The sequence below is a fragment of the Biformimicrobium ophioploci genome (assembly GCF_030270605.1).
In the GTDB taxonomy this organism is placed as follows: domain Bacteria; phylum Pseudomonadota; class Gammaproteobacteria; order Pseudomonadales; family Cellvibrionaceae; genus Biformimicrobium; species Biformimicrobium ophioploci.
On record NZ_BSYJ01000007.1, the window covers coordinates 58,183 to 76,249 of the forward strand.

Here is an 18,067-nt window from a genome sequence, read left to right on the forward strand (position 1 = left end):
GCAACGCGCTCGTAAGTACATCTAGCCAGCGGAGGCCGAGCGCGCTACCGGTTATTAATTAAAACGGAATATCGTCGTCAAAGCTGTTGTCGAAACCAGCCGGCTGTTGCGGAGCCTGTTGCGGCTTCTGCTGTTGCTGCGGCGCCTGCTGCGGGGCCTGCTGCGGGCGGCCCTGCTGTGCCGGGGCACCGTAATCGTAACCACCACCGTAACCGCCGCCTGCGTTGTCACCAGCGCCACGGCTGTCCAGCATCTGCATCTCGCTTGCAACGATTTCTGTAGTGTAGCGGTCCTGACCGGTGTTTTTGTCCTGCCACTTGCGCGTGCGCAGGCTGCCTTCCAGGTAAACCTTGGAACCCTTGCGCAGGTACTCGCCGGCAATCTCCGCCAGGCGGTTGAAAAACACCACCCGGTGCCACTCGGTGCGCTCCTGCTGCTGGCCGGTATTCTTGTCTTTCCAGGTCTCACTGGTGGCAACGCTGATCTGGGTCACTGCGCCGCCGCTCGGCATGTATTTGGTTTCCGGGTCCTGGCCCAGGTTGCCGACCAGAATTACCTTGTTAACACCACGGGAAGCCATGCATCTCTCCTGTCTCTTGAATTTTTGCTTACTTGTCTAAACGCTTCTATCTGCTTGTCTACCAGCTCTTTCGCTCGCACTGGCCCCGCCGGCCGACTGACCGGTTCCGGGCGACAAGGCTGGCGTGCGCCAGCCCACTCGCGGGTGGCCCCATCCTACCACCATTTACACGCCGGAATGCCAGCGAATTAGGCCTGCGGCAGGGCCGCAGCCATCGCTCTCGCCGATGACACGTCAAACTCGCCAACCCGCGCCCGCACATAGGCCACACAGTCCTCGGGAACGGCCACAATCTCCACCACGCCCGGGAAACCCGCGAGTCGCCGCTGCAGCTCCTGCAGGTGCGCCCCTTCGGCAGAAAAGACGTGGGTTTGGGTCTTGGCCGGCACCCGCATGCCCGCCAGCAGCAACAGCCACACCGCGACCACCCCCATGCCAAACAGGGCCACACCCTGATAGCCGTAGGCACCGTACAACCAGCCACCGGCGACACCACCGACAAACGCCCCCAGGAACTGCAGGGTCGCATATACTCCGGACGCCGTGCCCTTGGCATCCACCGGCGCCACCCGGGTCAACTGGGCCGGCAACAGCGCCTCCAGCAGGTTGAACGCCACAAAGAACAGCAGCAGCGCCAGCACCAGGACCCAGCCCGCCAGTGGCGCCAGCAACATACCGAAGCCGGCCCCCAGGCCCAGTGCACCCACACAGAATGCGAGCCGGATGGCCTGGCGCTTTTCCGCCCAGATCATGCCGGGCAGCATCAACACAAAGGCGAGCAACATGACCGGGGCATAGAGTTTCCAGTGTGCATCCGCCGGCAATTGCAACTGCTCGACCAGCAGCACCGGCAGCGGCACAAACAGCGCAGTCAGCAGCAGGTGCAGGAAGAACACGCTCGTCACGAGACGGCGAATATCCGCGCTGGCGAGTACCGTGCGCAGGCGCGCGCGCGACAGGCTGCCATCGCGGCGGCGGGTAAACGGGGTGGGCACCAGGCGCCACAGGATCAACATGCCGGCCAGCGCCATACCGGCACTGGCCCAGAATATGGCTTCGAGGCCGCCGCGCGCCGCCAGCGCCGGCCCCAGCAGCACGGCCAGCATAAAGGCCAGCCCGATCGCAGCGCCGATCGCCGCCATGGCCTTGCCGCGGTTCTCATCGCGGGTGACATCGGCCAGAAGTGCCATGGTGGCCCCCGCGATCGCGCCTGCGCCCTGCAATACCCGCCCGGCAATGACGCCCCAGACGGAATCGGAAGTCGCAGCAACCACGCTACCGAGGGCAAACACCGCCAGCCCGGCAAAGATCACCGGCTTGCGCCCGAGGCGGTCTGACAGCATGCCCAGCGGAATCTGCAGCAGTGCCTGGCTCAGGCCGTAAGCACCCAGTGCAACGCCCAGTAACATCGGCGTCGCGCCGGTGTATTCCGTTCCATAGAGGGACAGCACCGGCAGCAGCATAAACAGGCCGAGCATGCGGAATACGTACAGCGAAGAAAGCCCGGCAAGGGCCCGGCGCTCAATTGAATTCATAGTCAGGAAACTGTCTGGTTGCCGCCGCGCCGGGCCGGTGGCCGGGGCGGTCAGGTGGACTATTCGAGCGCGCGATTCTAGCCGGAAACGGCGCATTTGTCGCCGGCGACCCCCGGGCCCTCCTGACGCAAGGGTCGAAAAAGTTTGGCCGCAGATTGGCCGTGTTTATAATTGACCATTTCCCTGGCGGAGAGCCGTATTCCGTGGATACCATCACCGTGCGCGGCGCGCGCACCCACAACCTCAAAAACATCGACCTGGAAATCCCGCGCGACAAGCTGATTGTGATCACCGGCCTGTCTGGCTCGGGCAAGTCGTCGCTGGCGTTCGACACCCTATATGCAGAGGGCCAGCGCCGCTATGTGGAGTCCCTTTCCACCTACGCGCGCCAGTTCCTGTCGATGATGGAAAAGCCGGATGTGGACCACGTGGAGGGCCTGTCACCGGCCATCTCCATCGAACAGAAGTCCACCTCCCACAACCCGCGTTCCACCGTCGGCACCATCACCGAGATTTATGACTACCTGCGCCTGCTGTTCGCGCGCGTGGGTGAACCGCGCTGCCCGGACCATGACACCCCGCTGCAGGCGCAGACCGTGAGCCAGATGGTGGACCAGGTGCTGGCCCTGCCGGAAGGCGCCAAGATCATGCTGCTGGCGCCGGTGGTGAAGGACCGCAAGGGTGAGCACTTGCACACTTTCGAGCAGCTGCGCCGCGACGGTTTCGTGCGTGCGCGCATCAACGGTACCGTGTGCGACCTGGATGACACCCCCAAGCTCGACAAGCGCAAGAAGCACACCATCGAGGTAGTGGTGGACCGCTTCAAGGTGCGCGCCGACCTCCAGCTGCGCCTGGCCGAGTCCTTCGAAACCGCCCTGCAGCTGACCGACGGTGTTGCCTCCATCGCGTTTATGGACGGCGAGGAAGAGGAGCGCCTGTTCTCCGCGCGCCACGCCTGCCCGGTGTGTAACTACTCACTTAACGAGCTGGAACCGCGCCTGTTCTCGTTCAACAACCCGGCCGGCGCCTGCCCCAGCTGCGACGGCCTAGGTGTGATGCAGTATTTCGACGAAGACAAAGTAATCCTCGACCCGGATAGCTCCATTTCCGAGGGGGCGATTCGCGGCTGGGACCGCCGCAACGTCTACTACTACCACATGCTGAGTTCACTGGCGGAACATTACGGATTCGACCTGGACAAACCCTGGAAGAAGCTGCGCAAGGCGCACCGCGAGGCCATCCTGTACGGCAGCGGCAATACCGAGATCGATTTCAGCTACGTCAATGACCGCGGCGATGTATACCAGCGCAGCCACAGCTTCGAAGGCATCATCCACAACTTCGAGCGTCGCTACCGGGATACCGAATCCAACTCGGTGCGCGAGGAACTGGCCAAGTACCTGAGCACCCAGCACTGCCCCGAGTGTAACGGCACCCGCCTGTGCAAACCGGCTCGGCATGTGTTCGTGGATAACCGCACCCTCGCCGAGATCACCGCCCTGCCCGTGGGCGATGCGCACGACTACTTCACCGCACTCAAGTTCAAGGGCGCGCAGAAGGAGATTGCGGACAAGATCCTGAAAGAGCTGCAGGACCGCTTCCGCTTCCTGGTGGATGTGGGCCTCAACTACCTGACCCTGAACCGCAGCGCGGAGACACTGTCCGGCGGGGAAGCGCAGCGCATCCGGCTCGCGAGCCAGATCGGCGCCGGTCTGGTGGGTGTTATGTATGTTCTCGATGAGCCGTCAATCGGCCTGCACCAGCGCGACAACGAGCGCCTGCTGCGCACCCTCACCCACCTGCGTGACCTGGGTAACACCGTGATCGTGGTGGAACACGACGAAGATGCCATTCGCCAGGCGGACTTCATTATCGATATTGGCCCCGGCGCCGGCGTGCACGGCGGCGAGGTGGTCGCGTACGGCCCGTACAAGAAAATCATCGGCACTTCCAAATCCCTCACCGGCCAGTACCTGTCCGGCAAAAAGGAAATTGCAGTGCCCGAACAGCGCGTGGAGCATGACGGGCGTATGCTGGTTGTGGAAGGTGCGACGGGCAACAACCTGAAGAATGTCACCCTGGAAATTCCCGTCGGCGTATTTACCTGCGTGACCGGCGTATCGGGCTCCGGCAAGTCGACGCTGATCAATACCACCCTGTACCCGGTAGCGGCCACCGAGCTGAACAAGGCCACCACGCTGAAGGCATCACCGCATGAAGCCGTGCACGGCATGGAACACTTCGACAAGTGTGTCGACATCGACCAGAGCCCCATCGGCCGCACACCGCGATCCAACCCCGCCACTTATACCGGTATCTTTACGCCGATCCGCGAACTGTTTGCCGGCACCCAGGAAGCGCGTTCACGCGGCTACAAACCCGGGCGCTTCAGCTTCAACGTCAAGGGCGGCCGCTGTGAGGCATGCCAGGGCGATGGCGTGATCAAGGTGGAAATGCACTTCCTGCCGGACGTGTATGTGCCCTGCGATACCTGCAAGGGCAAACGCTACAATCGCGAGACACTGGAAGTGAAGTACAAGGGGCGCAGCATTCACGAGTGCCTGGAAATGACGGTGGAAGATGCGCGCGAGTTCTTCGACCCGGTGCCAACAATCGCCAAGAAACTGCAGACCCTGATGGACGTGGGGCTTTCCTACATCAAGCTGGGCCAAGCCGCCACCACCCTCTCCGGCGGAGAGGCGCAGCGGGTCAAGCTCGCACGCGAGCTGTCCAAGCGCGATACCGGCAAGACCCTGTACATCCTCGATGAGCCCACCACCGGCCTGCACTTCGCCGACATCCAGATGCTGCTGGACGTACTGCATCGCCTGCGCGACCACGGCAATACCATTGTGGTGATCGAGCACAACCTGGACGTCATCAAGACGGCAGACTGGATCGTGGATCTGGGGCCTGAGGGCGGCTCCGGCGGCGGCGAGATTATCGCCACCGGCACCCCGGAAGCCGTAGCGAAAAACAGGAAGTCCCACACCGGGCGCTTCCTGAAGCCGATGCTTTCAAAGTGACGTCACCGCTCCGGTGCCCGCGATGGGTACTGGAGCGATGCCAGGCTTACAGACCTTCCGGACCGCAATCTTCCGATAGATAGGCGATCATGGAGTCGTATAGCGTCTTCTGATGATCGTAGAACAGCGTGTTACTGAAATGGTCTGCACCCTCCAGCTCCACGTATTTGTAGTTCTTACCGTACTTGTCCAGCGCCTTCCTGTACCTTGCTGCGTGCTCGGGCGGCACGCGCTGGTCAACGTCGCCGTGTATCAACAACAGGGGCACATTGACCTTTTCAGCCTGTTCCAGCGGTGAGATGCTGTCGTCCCACATGCCGAGCTGCTCGATCCGCCCCGCACCGCGCAGGCGCGACCGGTAGTAATTGACCTGCATGTTGTTGTCGGTAACGGCTGCACCCGCAATGACACACTGGTAAATCTGTTCTTCACGGGCGGCCGCCACCAGCGCGGCGTAACCGCCATAAGACCAGCCAAACATGGCCAGGCGATCCTTTTCCGCCAGCCCCTGCTTGACCAGATACAGCATGCCATCATCTTTATCGTCCTGCATCTTGTAGCCACCCTGGCCACCATCAACGAATGCGGACGTGTAGTGCTCGAGGCCGCGGCCACGGGAGCCCCGATACTGCGGCTGTAAAACGAGGTAACCGTTGTTTGCCAACAGCTGTGCCCACTCGTCATACATCACCACTTCGGATACAAACGGCCCGCCGTGCGGCAGAACGATGGCCGGATACGGCGGTTCACCATTGGGTACGGTGAGATACGCAGGGATCGTGCGCCCGTCCCTTGCTTCGTATTCGATATAGCGCACATCAGCAAGTGCCTCTGCTTCCAGGAGCGGCTGCCGGCTACCGACTTTCTGCAGCCGCCCGCCATGGAGCAGGTAATAACTGCCCGGATCGCGCGGCCCCAGGTTATACACCACCATGCTTTTGCCATCGCGGCTGCGGCTACTGATCCTCAGGTAGTGCGATTCCGGTATCAGGCCATCCAGCTGTGTATAGGTGGCCTCCTCCACGGGATCGAAATATTCGAAGCGCGGCTGGTCTTTCACATAGGAGACCGCCACGACGGAGTCCGCATGTGACCAGAAATTACTGTGTCGCCGCACACCGGTAACATCCACATCATTGCGTCGATACACCAGCTCCCCAAACTTGCCGGCACGCGCATCGAATTCCCACAGCCCTACCTTGTCGTTGCCGTTGTGGGCGGTCATAAACAGCACATGTGGCTGCGCCGTATCAAAGCCGACCACATCGAACTCTTCAAAGCTGTCTTCGTGCAATCGGTATATCTCGCGCCAATCCTTGTCACCGCGCTGGCGGACATACCAGACGTAGTGTCCGGTCTGGATATCAAAACCGCGGGCCAGCCAGGGCTTGCCTTTTGCATCGAACTCGATCTGGCCAATACTCAACTTACCGCGCATCAGCAGTTTTTTACTGCCGGTCTTCAGGTCAAGCTCGTAATATGCACGCGGCCGGAACGCACTGCGGATTTTTGAATCATCACCGCCAGGAAGGTAGGAAAATATAATCTTGTTTTTCCTGGACGGCAGGATGCTTTCAATATCCGCGCCGAGCTGGTCATACTTCTTCAATTTCTGGCGTTTGATATCTACTGAGCCGAGCACGTACTCATAGACACCGCGATTGAAACCATCAATTTTATCCCGCACCTTCTGTCGAAGGCGCATAGCGATCACATCATCATTCACCCAGTAGAAGCTCTGGATCTCCATTGGGCTTGAATTTACCCGATAAGGTTCCGCATTCAGGTCATCGGTGCGATAAACCTCGATAACGGGATCGCCATCCTTGGTAGCGATCTTTCGCAGCGCCATATGCTTGCCATCCGGCGAGATAGAAACATTGCTGACCACATCACGGAGCGCCCAATACTCCAGCGGGTAAGGCGCGGACGCCACCGCGAAATTCGCGGCGAACAAAAACAGCACTGCCAATAAAGAATCAAAACACTTTTTCAAAATGATTCCCCCAAAAACAGAAAGGGCCCGCATAAATGCGGGCCCTTTCAAGTCACCTCAATTAAAAGACCTTCTGGACGTTTGCAAAGATGCTGCGGCCCTGCAGGTCATAGCCGTAACCAATCGGAGTATTGTTGATACCCAGAATCTCATTGGTATCGATGCGCGGTGGCTCATCGTCGAACACGTTACGCACGCCAATGCCGGCAGTCCAGGTATCTTCGCGATAGTAAAGCGATGCTGAATGCGTGTAGTAGCTGTCAGCATAGCCAATATCGCGACAATCGGTGCCACCGTTGGCAACACCAATACAGGTGTCAGACTCGAAACCGGTATCGTTGCTGTCGTAGATGTCACTGAACTCATCGATCTGGTCCGCGGCCTGCTCGACCTTACCCAGGTAGCGGGTCTGCCAGGTGAAGCGGAACTTGTCATAGTCGATACTCAGCTGCGAACGACCAACCCACTTCGCATAGCCGAACTCACCCAGATAGTTGTCGCGATCCTTCACCCCGTTGTCATCGACATAGGTGAGGGAACGCTCGATGTTCCGGGTCATGGTCAGGTTCGCATTCACATCAAACGGCGCACCGAACACGGTTACCGGCTGCGAATAGCTCAGGTTCCAGTCGACACCGCGGGCCTTCTCGTTATCCCGGTTAACGAATGCTGCATCCACCAGGTCCATAAAGCCATCTTCATCACGGGCAATGGTAGAACAGAATGCACTATTGCCCTCGGCACTGTTATAGCAGTCATTGACGAGGAACTGGCCGGACGGTTCGATGATGGAGTTATCGATATCTATCGAGAAGTAAGTCATACCCACGCTCAGGTCGAACTCGTCGAAGAACGGTTGATCGAATGCGAAGCCTACGGAGAAGGAATCTGACGTTTCTTCAACCAGACCTTCGGAGCCACCCCGCGCGATTTCGACACTGTAGGTGTTGAAACCATTGTTGCTGAGGGATGTCGGATCCACACCGGAGGCTGCGCAGTTGGCCAACACTTCCGGCGAGCGACCGTCGAGATCCGGATTATAGCCACCGGAGATCGGGTCCAGCGCGGAATCCGGAATCATGCAGGGGTCGAACAGGTTGTTGAAACCGCTCTGGTTCTGCAGGAAGTTCTCGCGCAGGTTCGGCGCACGGTAGGAAGTACCGTAGGTGGCCCGCAGCAACAGCGAGTCCACCGGGCGGTAGCCAATCTTACCGGCACTGGTCCAGGCGCCGCCGTAGAACTCGTCCTTGGTGTAACGGGCCGACAGGTTAGCGGTCAATTCGGTGGCCAGGAACTTGTCTGCCAACAGCGGAATCTCGATCTCACCAAAGGCTTCCTTGGTGTCCTTCGAGCCGCTCGCACCACCGTCTGAGAAGAAGCCAAAGAACAGGCCATCTCTGGCAACATCATCCGGGATGGACTTGATCTCATCGCGGCGATATTCGAGGCCGAGCGCCATGATTACGCTACCAGCAGGCATCTCATACACGGTACCGGAAGCAAAGGCGGAGAAGATGGTCTGCTCATACTCGGTATCGAAATCGCGGCTGTCGAACAGATAGTTGCGCTCGGCGGCAGTAGCAAAGTCACCGATGATGCCGTTATAAAGCGAAGGCGCGAACATATCCACCGGCACACAACCGTCGGTGCCGTCTGGGATACCATCGCCATCATTGTCTGCGCCACAGATAAAGTTACCCGGATTGTTTGGGTCTTCAATCGTGGTGTTGAGGGACAAGCTCAGGCGATCGCCACGGATACCGTAACGGGCGGACTTACCCTCAGACAAGCTGTAGGACAGTGAGGTGTCAAAGGACCAGTCCGACAGGGTACCGACATTCAGCTGAGGCAAGTCGCCGCGCATACCGGTCACAAAGCGGAGGTTCTCCACCTCAACATCCGTCGTGTTGCGGTCTCCCAAAACGGAAACAATCGGCAGCGACGACTGAGCGCCAACCACATCTTCATAAAGGTTTACGATCCCGAAATCCAGGAACTGACGTGGCGTGATCCCGTAGACACCTGCAAACTGAGCGGCAAATGCGGGACTATCCAGGAGATCATTGTAAGCCTGGCCACAGTCGACTCCGCGAATACCGGCTGGGTTACAGATATTGAACGGATTATTGGCCGGAACATTCGGGAACAGCTGCGCCGCACCGGAATTGATGAAGGTCTCACGCTTGGAATAGAGGGTTTCAAAGAACGGAGTCAGATTCATCTCGCCTTCGAAGGTGTACTCACCAAACGCCATGAAGCTCACACGTTCCTGCTCCGGGAACAGGTGCGCGAACTGCTCGCGACCATTCAGGGTATAGTCACTGAAGCTGATATCCGCGGTACCATCTGCATTCGAGTCCACACCGAAGCCAAATATGCTCGACTCGGAGAAGCCATTCCAGCCACCATTACTGACTCCAGGCGTGTAATAGATGCTTCCCGCACCGGGCACGGAAACACGACCGGCCAGTGAACCGACCTTACAACCGCCGTTCCAGTCCATGCCGTAGATTTCCGGGTACCAGCGCTCGTCGGAATAGACCTTGCCATCGAGGCCGATTTCCAGGTTCTCATCACAGCCGGCAGTCCACTCTCGGTCTGCAAGGGTAACGGCCTTCGCATCGAAGTACTCGAGGCCCATACCGATAAAGCCGCGGTCAAAATTGAGACCCCAGGTTGCGCTGAGCGTATTTTCCTCACCATTGGCCTGGTCCGGATTACTGCTGAACGCTTCAAACTCCAGCCCATCAAAATCCTTCTTCAGGATAATGTTGGTCACACCGGCAACCGCATCGGAGCCGTATACAGAAGAAGCACCGTCAAGCAGCAACTCGTACTGCTGTACCAGGGATGCGGGAATCAGGTTGAGGTCCGGCGAGGTCGGCGCGCCTTCTACACCGGAAGGAGCCATGCGGCGGCCGTTCAGTAGCACCAGGGTACGACCTGCACCAAGGCCACGCAGGCTCACGGTGGAAGCGCCGGGACCGTTGTCGAGCACGAAGCCGGAGAAAGTCAGGTCGATCTGCTGGCCACTCGCGGCAGTAGAAGTCTGCAGGATGGTGGAAGTATCAATTACACCGGCTTCACGCGTGCCTTCGGTATCGATAATCTGCAGTGGTGCAATACTACTGAAGGAGTCGCGCTTGAGACGCGAGCCGGTAACCACTACCTCTTCCACATCCTCGTCAGCAATCTTTTCCTGCTGGGACTGCTGCGCAGGTGTCACCTGGGATGTTTGCAGCTCACAGACCTCACTACCCTCCTGACCATCGACGCTACATTGTTCCGCGTCTTGAGCGTAGGCAATTGGTGTAAGTACGGCAGCGAGCACCGCGGCGGAGACAAACTGCTCCATTGAATACAACGGCTTACCCGCTGTACGTGAATTTGGTCGCATGACCTTCCCCCTTAATTATTTAATTCCCTGTGTCGAGTGTCTGACACCAGATCTGTCACAGTCTGTAACAGATGAAACCGTTATAAGAGAGAATGGTATTTAGAATCAAGCGCCAGTGCCTATTCCGCAGACATATCGAAAATAAATGGCATGAATTTCATCCTGACAGCTTTTGCAGTCATTTACCCGCAAAATCCCTAGGGGTATTGCGCACGACTCAATGCTTAGGGTCGATAACGTCGAGAGACTTGGGACTCGAGCACCGCGCGCTGAAACGGCACCGGCCGCACTTTTTCTTCCACAAACAGCGGCACCTGATCGGCATAGTGCGGAGAAGTTTTATCGAGGGTCGCCGAGCCAAAGTTGTGCACCGCGCGGGAGGATACCTGCCCTGCTGCATCCCACTCGACAAACATCACGTAGCTATCACCAGCACGGTTTTCAAAACGACCACTGTCATTCAGCGGGCCGCCATACACCGCGCGCAATGTATCCGGCCCGCCATTTAATGGCAGGCTGAAACTGCCGCGCACGTGGCGGTTCACCTCTCCAAACGGCACATCCACGCGCCCGTAAAATTGTTGCAGGTCCGCGACAGCCCGCTCAAAAGCAGCGGATAGCTTCTCTTGTGCGACGTGCTCAGAATTTTCGTCCTGCACCGGCGCCAGGGTGAGCACCGCAAGCGCTGCAGCCCTGTTGCCGGCATCCGTGGCACCACCCCAATTTCGCAATAGCTCAATGGCGCTGCGCTGCTCCCCGGTCAGTTCCACTCCATTCTGCGCTGCCAGCCACCCTTGCAGCGCCCGCATCTGGTAGGAATCCGGGTGGTAGCGGAAGTCATACTTGTAGCGCTCGAATTCCGCCGCACTGATGCGCGCATCTGCACCGTACAGTGCCTCGACCTGCAGCGCTCGGTTAGTGACCACAGACTCGATACCCATAGAGGGCGGAAAGTCCACCAGGCGTGGATCATCGTCACCATCAGTTGCCTGGAATGGTGGGTTATTGGCGTTATAGACAAGACCGGTTTGCGGGTTCACCGTACGCGGCATTGCCTCGAACGTACGGTAGCCCTCCCAGATCAACTCGGAACGATCCCCCGGCAGGACCTTGTTCCAGTCCCAACCCTCTATGCGGTTCGGAAACTGGGCGTTGTAGTAGTGCCCGATCTCGCCATTTGCGTCGGCATAGACGTAGTTGATACTGGGCATGGCCTGCATCTTCAGCGCCTGCTCAAACTCTTGGCGGTTTTGCGCCTTGTTGATGCCAAGCAGAAAATCGAGCGTGCGTATTTCACCCATACCGGCCCAGCGCAGCGCATAGCTGCCGTGCTCGGTTTCCATTACCGGGCCGTGTTCTGCCAGCTTGATATCGCGCTTGAAGGTCCAGTGCAGCGGCCCCAGCAAGCGCACCAGGATCTGCGCCTCGCGCACTTCGAAGTCCCGCCACTCGCCGTCGAGCCGGTACTGCCCGGGGTTTTGCGGATTCAATTCAAGCTGATAGATATCCACCAGATCGGGCTTGTTGACGGTATTGGCCCAGCCAACTTTGGCATTGTGCCCGTGAATAATGGCCGGCGCGCCCGGAAACGTGGACCCGGCAACGTTCCAGCCCTCCTCCGAGTGCAAGCGCGCTTCGTACCAGGCGACAGGCCCTGTCAGGGGCTGGTGGGAATTGATCAGCAGGCGTGTCGCACCGTCGTCACTGCGCGCCGGCGCCACAGCGATGCCCTGCGAGCCGATAGGCAGGTGTTGGCAAGGCACCCAGGACAGGGCGGCCTCTCCATCGCGGGCAAGCTCCAGCGGCGCCTCTGCACTCAGCAGCTCCCCGAGCACCGCATCGAAGCCATAGAACATGGGGGTCTTGAAGGTAAACCCGGCGATCAGGTCTTCACCACGCACTGGCAGCAGGTAGCGTGAGGCCGTTCCGGGATTGCGGGCCGCATAGAGGTTGATACCGTCGGCATAGGCTTCGGCAACGGCCCGCGTGCTTTGCGGCAGTGCGGCATAGCCCGCTTCGACCGCCTCCCACACACCCATCCATGCGACCAGGTAATCGGTCTTTGCGGCAGAGATACCTCGCTCCGCCGCAAGCTGGCCGCGGGTGGCGAGGATCACGTCCTGGATGGTGGCAAAGTCATCTTCCGCGTGCGCATAGGCGAGGCCAAATGCGGTATCCGCGTCGCTGTTGCCGTAGATATGCGGGACACCCCAGCGATCGCGCAGGATCTCCACGTCGTACTGCGCGCCAAGGGTGAGGTAGTTACCGGCTTCGACCTGGCGCTTCAGCGAAGGAGGCAGGGATAGCCAGCCGACCAACACAGCGGCTGCGGCGAGGATAACAATCGAGGAAACGGCCAATATAGGCCAACGGCGTGGGGTTGTTGCGGATTGGCGACTGGCGGACATCGAGGGACCCTGACTAAAGACTGGCGTCAGTGTCCTCCAAAACCCGGGCTTCTGCTAGACCCAGTTCAGGGGCTGGTCGTCATCCTGGCCACGCTCGTCACCCGTCTCGCCTTTATCGGCACAGGGTGTGGCTTTCGGTGGAACCACGCCAACACGATCGACGGCCTCCACATGACGGGCTTCCCAGGCAGCGACGGCTTCTGCGCACAACTGGCGTTGCTCGGCGCTGAGAGGCTCGCCGTTCGGCCATTTGCCGAGCTCGATAGCGCGCTTGAGGCTCGCCACAATCTCGGGATTCAGGTTTTCCAGTACTGCTTGAAACGACATGCTCATTCCCGTGCTTACAGGGCAAACAGGCAAAAAAAAGCCGATCTTGCGACCGGCTTTTCGTGTCCGAAATGGAAGACGGGGCTTACGCCTCGGCTGCTTCCACTTCGTCCGCACCTGTTACAGGACGGTCTACCAGCTCAACGTAGGCCATAGGGGCCTTGTCGCCAGCACGGAAACCGCACTTGAGGATACGGATGTAGCCACCCGGGCGCGCTTCGTAACGCGGACCCAGCTCGTCGAACAGCTTGCGGACTGCGTCCTTGTCACGCAGGCGGGCAAATGCCAGACGACGGTTGGCAACAGTGTCTTTCTTGGCCAGTGTAATCAGCGGCTCAGCGTGACGACGCAGCTCCTTTGCCTTCGGCAAAGTAGTTTTGATCAGTTCATGCTCAACCAGAGACGCAGACATGTTCTTGAACATAGCCTTGCGATGTGCACTGGTGCGGCTGAATTTACGGCCACTATAACGATGACGCATAACTCAATTCCTTACGACCCGATTGCTTCTCAGCAAGTCGTTACAAGAGCGACGCTAATCCGCCGCTCGGGTTAATACTTAAAGGCTCAGCTTGTCGTCGCCCTTGAGGCTGGCCGGCGGCCAGTTCTCGAGGCGCATACCCAGGGACAGGCCGCGTGACGCCAATACATCCTTGATCTCGGTGAGAGATTTCTTACCGAGGTTAGGAGTCTTCAGCAGCTCTACTTCGGTGCGCTGGATCAGGTCACCGATGTAGTAGATATTCTCTGCCTTCAGACAGTTGGCGGAACGAACTGTCAGCTCGAGGTCGTCTACCGGGCGCAACAGCACCGGGTCTACTTCCTCTTCCTTCTGCTCGGGCTGCGATTCCTTCTCACCCTCGAGGTCGACGAACACCGCCAGCTGCTGCTGCAGGATGGTGGCGGCGCGACGGATAGCCTCTTCCGGATCCAGAGTACCATCGGTCTCCAGGTCCAGAACCAGCTTGTCCAGGTCGGTACGCTGTTCCACACGTGCCGCCTCAACATTGTAGGCAACACGCTTGACCGGGCTGTAGGACGCGTCGAGCTGCAGACGACCAATCGCGCGCGACTCTTCCTCGTCGTCACGGCGGGCATCAGCCGGCTCGTAGCCGCGGCCGCGAGCCACGGTCAGGCGAATGCTGAGGTCAACATCGCCAGTGATGTTTGCAATCACGTGCTCGGGATTCTTGATCTCGATGTCGTGATCAACCTGGATGTCTCCTGCGGTAACGGCACCTGGGCCTTTCTTGCTCAGGCTCAGAACCGCTTGGTCCTTACCGTGCATTACCACCGCTACGTCCTTGAGGTTGAGCAGGATTTCGATAACGTCCTCCTGCACACCCTCGATGGCGCTGTACTCATGTTCAACGCCGTCGATTTCCACCTCAGTGATGGCACAACCCGGCATGGAGGACAGCAGGATGCGACGCAATGCGTTTCCGAGCGTGTGGCCAAAACCACGCTCTAAAGGCTCCAGAACCACTTTGGCGTGGTTCGGATCGAACTCGGTCACGTCAATACGACGCGGTGTCAAAAACTCGTTGACAGCACTCTGCATAGCCATACCTGTTTGCAATTAATCCCTTACTTGGAGTAGAGCTCGACGATAAGGTTTTCGTTGATCTCTGCCGGCAGATCGGAACGATCCGGAACACGCTTGAAGGTACCTTCAAGCTTGGAAGCGTTCACATCAATCCACTCAACCTCACCGCGCTGACCTGCCAGGGACAGGGAATTCTGGATGCGCAGCTGCTTCTTCGCCTTTTCGCGAATCGCAACAACGTCACCTTCCTGCACTACGTAGGATGGGATATTAACGGTCTGACCGTTAACCAGAATTGACTTGTGGGAAACCAGCTGACGCGCTTCTGCACGCGTGGAGCCGAAACCCATGCGGTATACAACGTTGTCGAGACGCTGCTCAAGCAGCTTCAACAGGTTTTCACCAGTTGCGCCCTTGGTACGTGCAGCCTTCTTGTAGTAGTTGCGGAACTGCTTCTCGAGGATGCCGTAAATACGACGTACTTTCTGCTTTTCACGCAGCTGTACACCATAGTCAGACAGACGACCACGGCCTGCGCCGTGCTGGCCCGGCTTGGCTTCTGCGCGACACTTGGAATCGTGTGCGCGAACGCCGGACTTCAGCTGAAGGTCAGTACCTTCCCGACGGGAAAGCTTACATTTTGGTCCAATATAACGTGCCATTGATACAGCCCCCTCTTACACGCGACGCTTTTTCGGCGGACGGCAACCATTGTGCGGGATTGGCGTCACGTCGGTGATGTTGGTGATCTTGTAGCCGCAGTTGTTCAGTGCGCGAACAGCAGATTCGCGACCTGGGCCGGGGCCCTTAACTTCGACATCAAGGTTTTTCAGGCCGTAATCCTGAGCGGCAACACCTGCGCGCTCGGCGGCCACCTGGGCTGCAAAAGGCGTGCTCTTACGAGAGCCACGGAAACCGGAACCACCTGCAGTGGCCCAGCTGAGGGTATTGCCCTGGCGATCAGTGATCGTCACGATCGTGTTATTGAACGATGCATGAATATGGGCAACACCGTCTACAACGGTCTTTTTGACCTTTTTGCGAACTGTGCTTTTTGGCTTAGCCATACCAGTATCCTGAAATTAGTTGAATCCAGTGAAAGACCGCGATTAACGCTTAATCGGCTTGCGCGGACCCTTACGGGTACGGGCGTTGGTCTTGGTGCGCTGACCGCGAACGGGCAGGCTGCGACGGTGACGGATGCCGCGGAAGCAACCCAGGTCCATCAAACGCTTGATGTTCATGGAAACTTCACGACGAAGGTCACCCTCAACGGTCAACTTGGCGACTTCGCCACGGATCGCGTCGAGCTGCTCTTCAGACAGATCACGGATTTTGGTGGATTCAGCGATACCGGTCGCTGCACAAATAGACTTAGCAGTCGTGCGACCAACCCCGAACACATATGTCAGGGAAATCACAGCGTGCTTATTGTCTGGTACGTTTACACCAGCAATACGTGCCATTACTTAACTCCACGTATTTAAAAGATTACGGCGCTGACAGCGACTAAAAAACCACCCACGCCACGAAAAAAGGCGCGCAAGAATAGCTTTTTAGACACCAAAATGCAATAGCTCCCCCGCTCTTGAACCAGTCAAAAGCCGGAGAACGACAGTCAGCGCCCCCAGTTTCGCGCCTTGCGGCGCTGGAGCACTCCCCGTGCGGGGAGTGACCCCCACTGATGCCATCCGGAGGACCGACGGCACCAGGATTGCGACCTTTCGGTCGCGATTCGATTGACGCTTAGCCTTGACGCTGCTTGTGGCGCGGCTCGGCACTGCAGATCACGCGCAGGACACCCTTGCGACGAACGATCTTGCAGTTACGGCAGATCTTTTTAACAGAAGCACGTACTTTCACGATCTTACCTCTATCTCAACTTGCGAGCCGCGGGCGCCTTAGCGACGACCGAAGCCCTGTAAATTTGCTTTCTTCATCATCCCTTCGTACTGATGGGACATCAAGTGCGACTGCACTTGCGCCATGAAGTCCATCACTACAACCACCACGATCAGCAGTGAGGTACCACCCAGGTAGAAGGGCACATCGGCCACGACCACCAGGAATTGGGGCAGCAAGCATACCAGCGCAATGTACACAGCGCCAACCAAAGTCAGGCGAGTCAGCACATTATCGATATAACGTGCGGACTGCTCGCCCGGACGGATGCCTGGAATATAGGCTCCGGACTTCTTCAGGTTGTCGGCGACTTCACTCGGGTTGAACATCAACGCCGTGTAGAAGAAGCAGAAGAACACGATCAGGCCGGCGAACAGAATGATGTTCAGCGGCTGACCAGGTCCAAGCGCAAGCGCCATCTTTTGCAGGATTTCGGCGCCCAGGCCCTCACCGCCCTGACCGAACCACTGCGCCAGAGTCGCAGGGAACAGCAGGATGCTGCTGGCAAAAATCGCCGGAATAACACCGGCCATGTTTACCTTCAGCGGCAAGTGGCTTGCCTGGGCAGCCGGTGCCGCATTAAAGCGACCCGCCTGACGACGCGCATGGTTGATGGTGATCCGGCGCTGGCCGCGCTCCATGACCACCACGAAGAAGATGACCGCAATCGCAATAAAGCCGATCAGCAGCAGCATCAGGATGTGCAATTCACCCTGGCGCGCCTGCTCAAAGGCCTGGCCGATTGCACTGGGCAAGCCAGCCACAATACCTGCGAAGATCAGCATGGAAATACCATTGCCAATACCACGCTCGGTTACCTGCTCACCCAGCCACATCATGAAGACGGCGCCGGTTACCAGGGAAACCACTGCGACAAAGTAGAAGCCAAATGCAGGCTCGGCACTGTAGGCCAGGTTCTGGCCAGCCAGGCCGATACTCATACCGACTGCCTGAATTGTCGCAAGCACTACCGTGAGGTAACGCGTGTACTGGTTGATCTTGCGGCGACCTGAGTCACCTTCTTTCTTTAGCTGCTCCAATGACGGCGTTACCGCCGTCATCAGCTGCATGATAATGGAGGCCGAAATGTAGGGCATGATACCGAGGGCCAGGATACTCATGCGCTCCAGTGCACCACCGGAGAACATGTTAAACAGGCCGAGAATCGTTCCCTGGTTGGCGTTAAACAAGCTGGCCAGCCGCTCCGGGTCAATGCCCGGTACCGGGATGTGAGTCCCTACGCGGTAGACAACAATTGCCAGAAACAGGAAACGGAGGCGAGCCCAAAGCTCGCCCAAACCCTTGTTATTTGCCAGGGCTGCACCCGGTTTTGCCATTCGAGCCTCTATT

At 58.4% G+C, this 18,067-nt stretch carries 14 protein-coding genes; 1 reads left to right on the forward strand and 13 read right to left on the reverse strand.

The genetic code is table 11. The features are described 5' to 3' along the window. Positions 1–58 precede the first annotated feature (58 nt). Complete coding sequence (gene ssb / locus QSJ80_RS14660) at positions 59–580, reverse strand: single-stranded DNA-binding protein (RefSeq protein ID WP_285765224.1); 522 nt, start codon at positions 578–580, stop codon at positions 59–61. Positions 581–768: 188 nt separating this feature from the next. Beyond that, on the reverse strand, positions 769–2,115 hold the full coding sequence (locus tag QSJ80_RS14665; RefSeq protein ID WP_285765225.1) for an MFS transporter: 1,347 nt from the start codon (positions 2,113–2,115) through the stop codon (positions 769–771). A gap of 203 nt (positions 2,116–2,318) precedes the next feature. Here QSJ80_RS14665 and uvrA point away from each other — a divergent pair, with 203 nt between their 5' ends. Continuing rightward, the gene (gene uvrA, locus QSJ80_RS14670) at positions 2,319–5,141 is read left to right on the forward strand and encodes an excinuclease ABC subunit UvrA (RefSeq protein WP_285765226.1); all 2,823 of its coding nucleotides are present in this window, start codon (positions 2,319–2,321) and stop codon (positions 5,139–5,141) included. A 46-nt stretch (positions 5,142–5,187) separates the two neighbouring features. On the opposite strand, the gene QSJ80_RS14675 is transcribed toward uvrA, so the two are convergent. The 11 genes from QSJ80_RS14675 to secY all read right to left on the reverse strand — a co-directional run bounded on the left by QSJ80_RS14675 (position 5,188) and on the right by secY (position 18,054). After that, entirely contained in the window at positions 5,188–7,137 is a 1,950-nt protein-coding gene (locus tag QSJ80_RS14675; RefSeq protein WP_285765227.1) for an alpha/beta hydrolase family protein, read from the reverse strand. Between the two features lie 61 nt (positions 7,138–7,198). Next, a complete protein-coding gene (locus QSJ80_RS14680) occupies positions 7,199–10,534 on the reverse strand; it encodes a TonB-dependent receptor domain-containing protein (RefSeq protein WP_285765228.1) in 3,336 nt (1,111 codons plus the stop codon). 224 nt (positions 10,535–10,758) lie between these two features. Continuing rightward, complete coding sequence (locus QSJ80_RS14685; protein ID WP_285765229.1) at positions 10,759–12,894, reverse strand: penicillin acylase family protein; 2,136 nt, start codon at positions 12,892–12,894, stop codon at positions 10,759–10,761. Between the two features lie 102 nt (positions 12,895–12,996). Continuing rightward, complete coding sequence (locus QSJ80_RS14690; protein WP_285765230.1) at positions 12,997–13,269, reverse strand: YeaC family protein; 273 nt, start codon at positions 13,267–13,269, stop codon at positions 12,997–12,999. An 85-nt stretch (positions 13,270–13,354) separates the two neighbouring features. Next, positions 13,355–13,750, reverse strand: a complete 396-nt coding sequence (gene rplQ / locus QSJ80_RS14695) for a 50S ribosomal protein L17 (RefSeq protein ID WP_285765231.1) — start codon at positions 13,748–13,750, stop codon at positions 13,355–13,357. Between the two features lie 78 nt (positions 13,751–13,828). After that, a complete protein-coding gene (locus QSJ80_RS14700; protein ID WP_285765232.1) occupies positions 13,829–14,830 on the reverse strand; it encodes a DNA-directed RNA polymerase subunit alpha in 1,002 nt (333 codons plus the stop codon). 26 nt (positions 14,831–14,856) lie between these two features. Further along, positions 14,857–15,477: a 30S ribosomal protein S4 gene (gene rpsD / locus QSJ80_RS14705; protein ID WP_285765233.1), complete on the reverse strand. Its 621-nt coding sequence runs from the start codon at positions 15,475–15,477 to the stop codon at positions 14,857–14,859. Between the two features lie 15 nt (positions 15,478–15,492). Next, complete coding sequence (rpsK, locus tag QSJ80_RS14710; RefSeq protein WP_285765234.1) at positions 15,493–15,882, reverse strand: 30S ribosomal protein S11; 390 nt, start codon at positions 15,880–15,882, stop codon at positions 15,493–15,495. A gap of 42 nt (positions 15,883–15,924) precedes the next feature. Next, positions 15,925–16,281: a 30S ribosomal protein S13 gene (gene rpsM / locus QSJ80_RS14715; protein WP_285765235.1), complete on the reverse strand. Its 357-nt coding sequence runs from the start codon at positions 16,279–16,281 to the stop codon at positions 15,925–15,927. Positions 16,282–16,561: 280 nt separating this feature from the next. Further along, entirely contained in the window at positions 16,562–16,678 is a 117-nt protein-coding gene (rpmJ, locus tag QSJ80_RS14720) for a 50S ribosomal protein L36 (protein WP_010133825.1), read from the reverse strand. Between the two features lie 38 nt (positions 16,679–16,716). Next, a complete protein-coding gene (gene secY / locus QSJ80_RS14725; protein WP_285765236.1) occupies positions 16,717–18,054 on the reverse strand; it encodes a preprotein translocase subunit SecY in 1,338 nt (445 codons plus the stop codon). Positions 18,055–18,067: the final 13 nt, after the last annotated feature.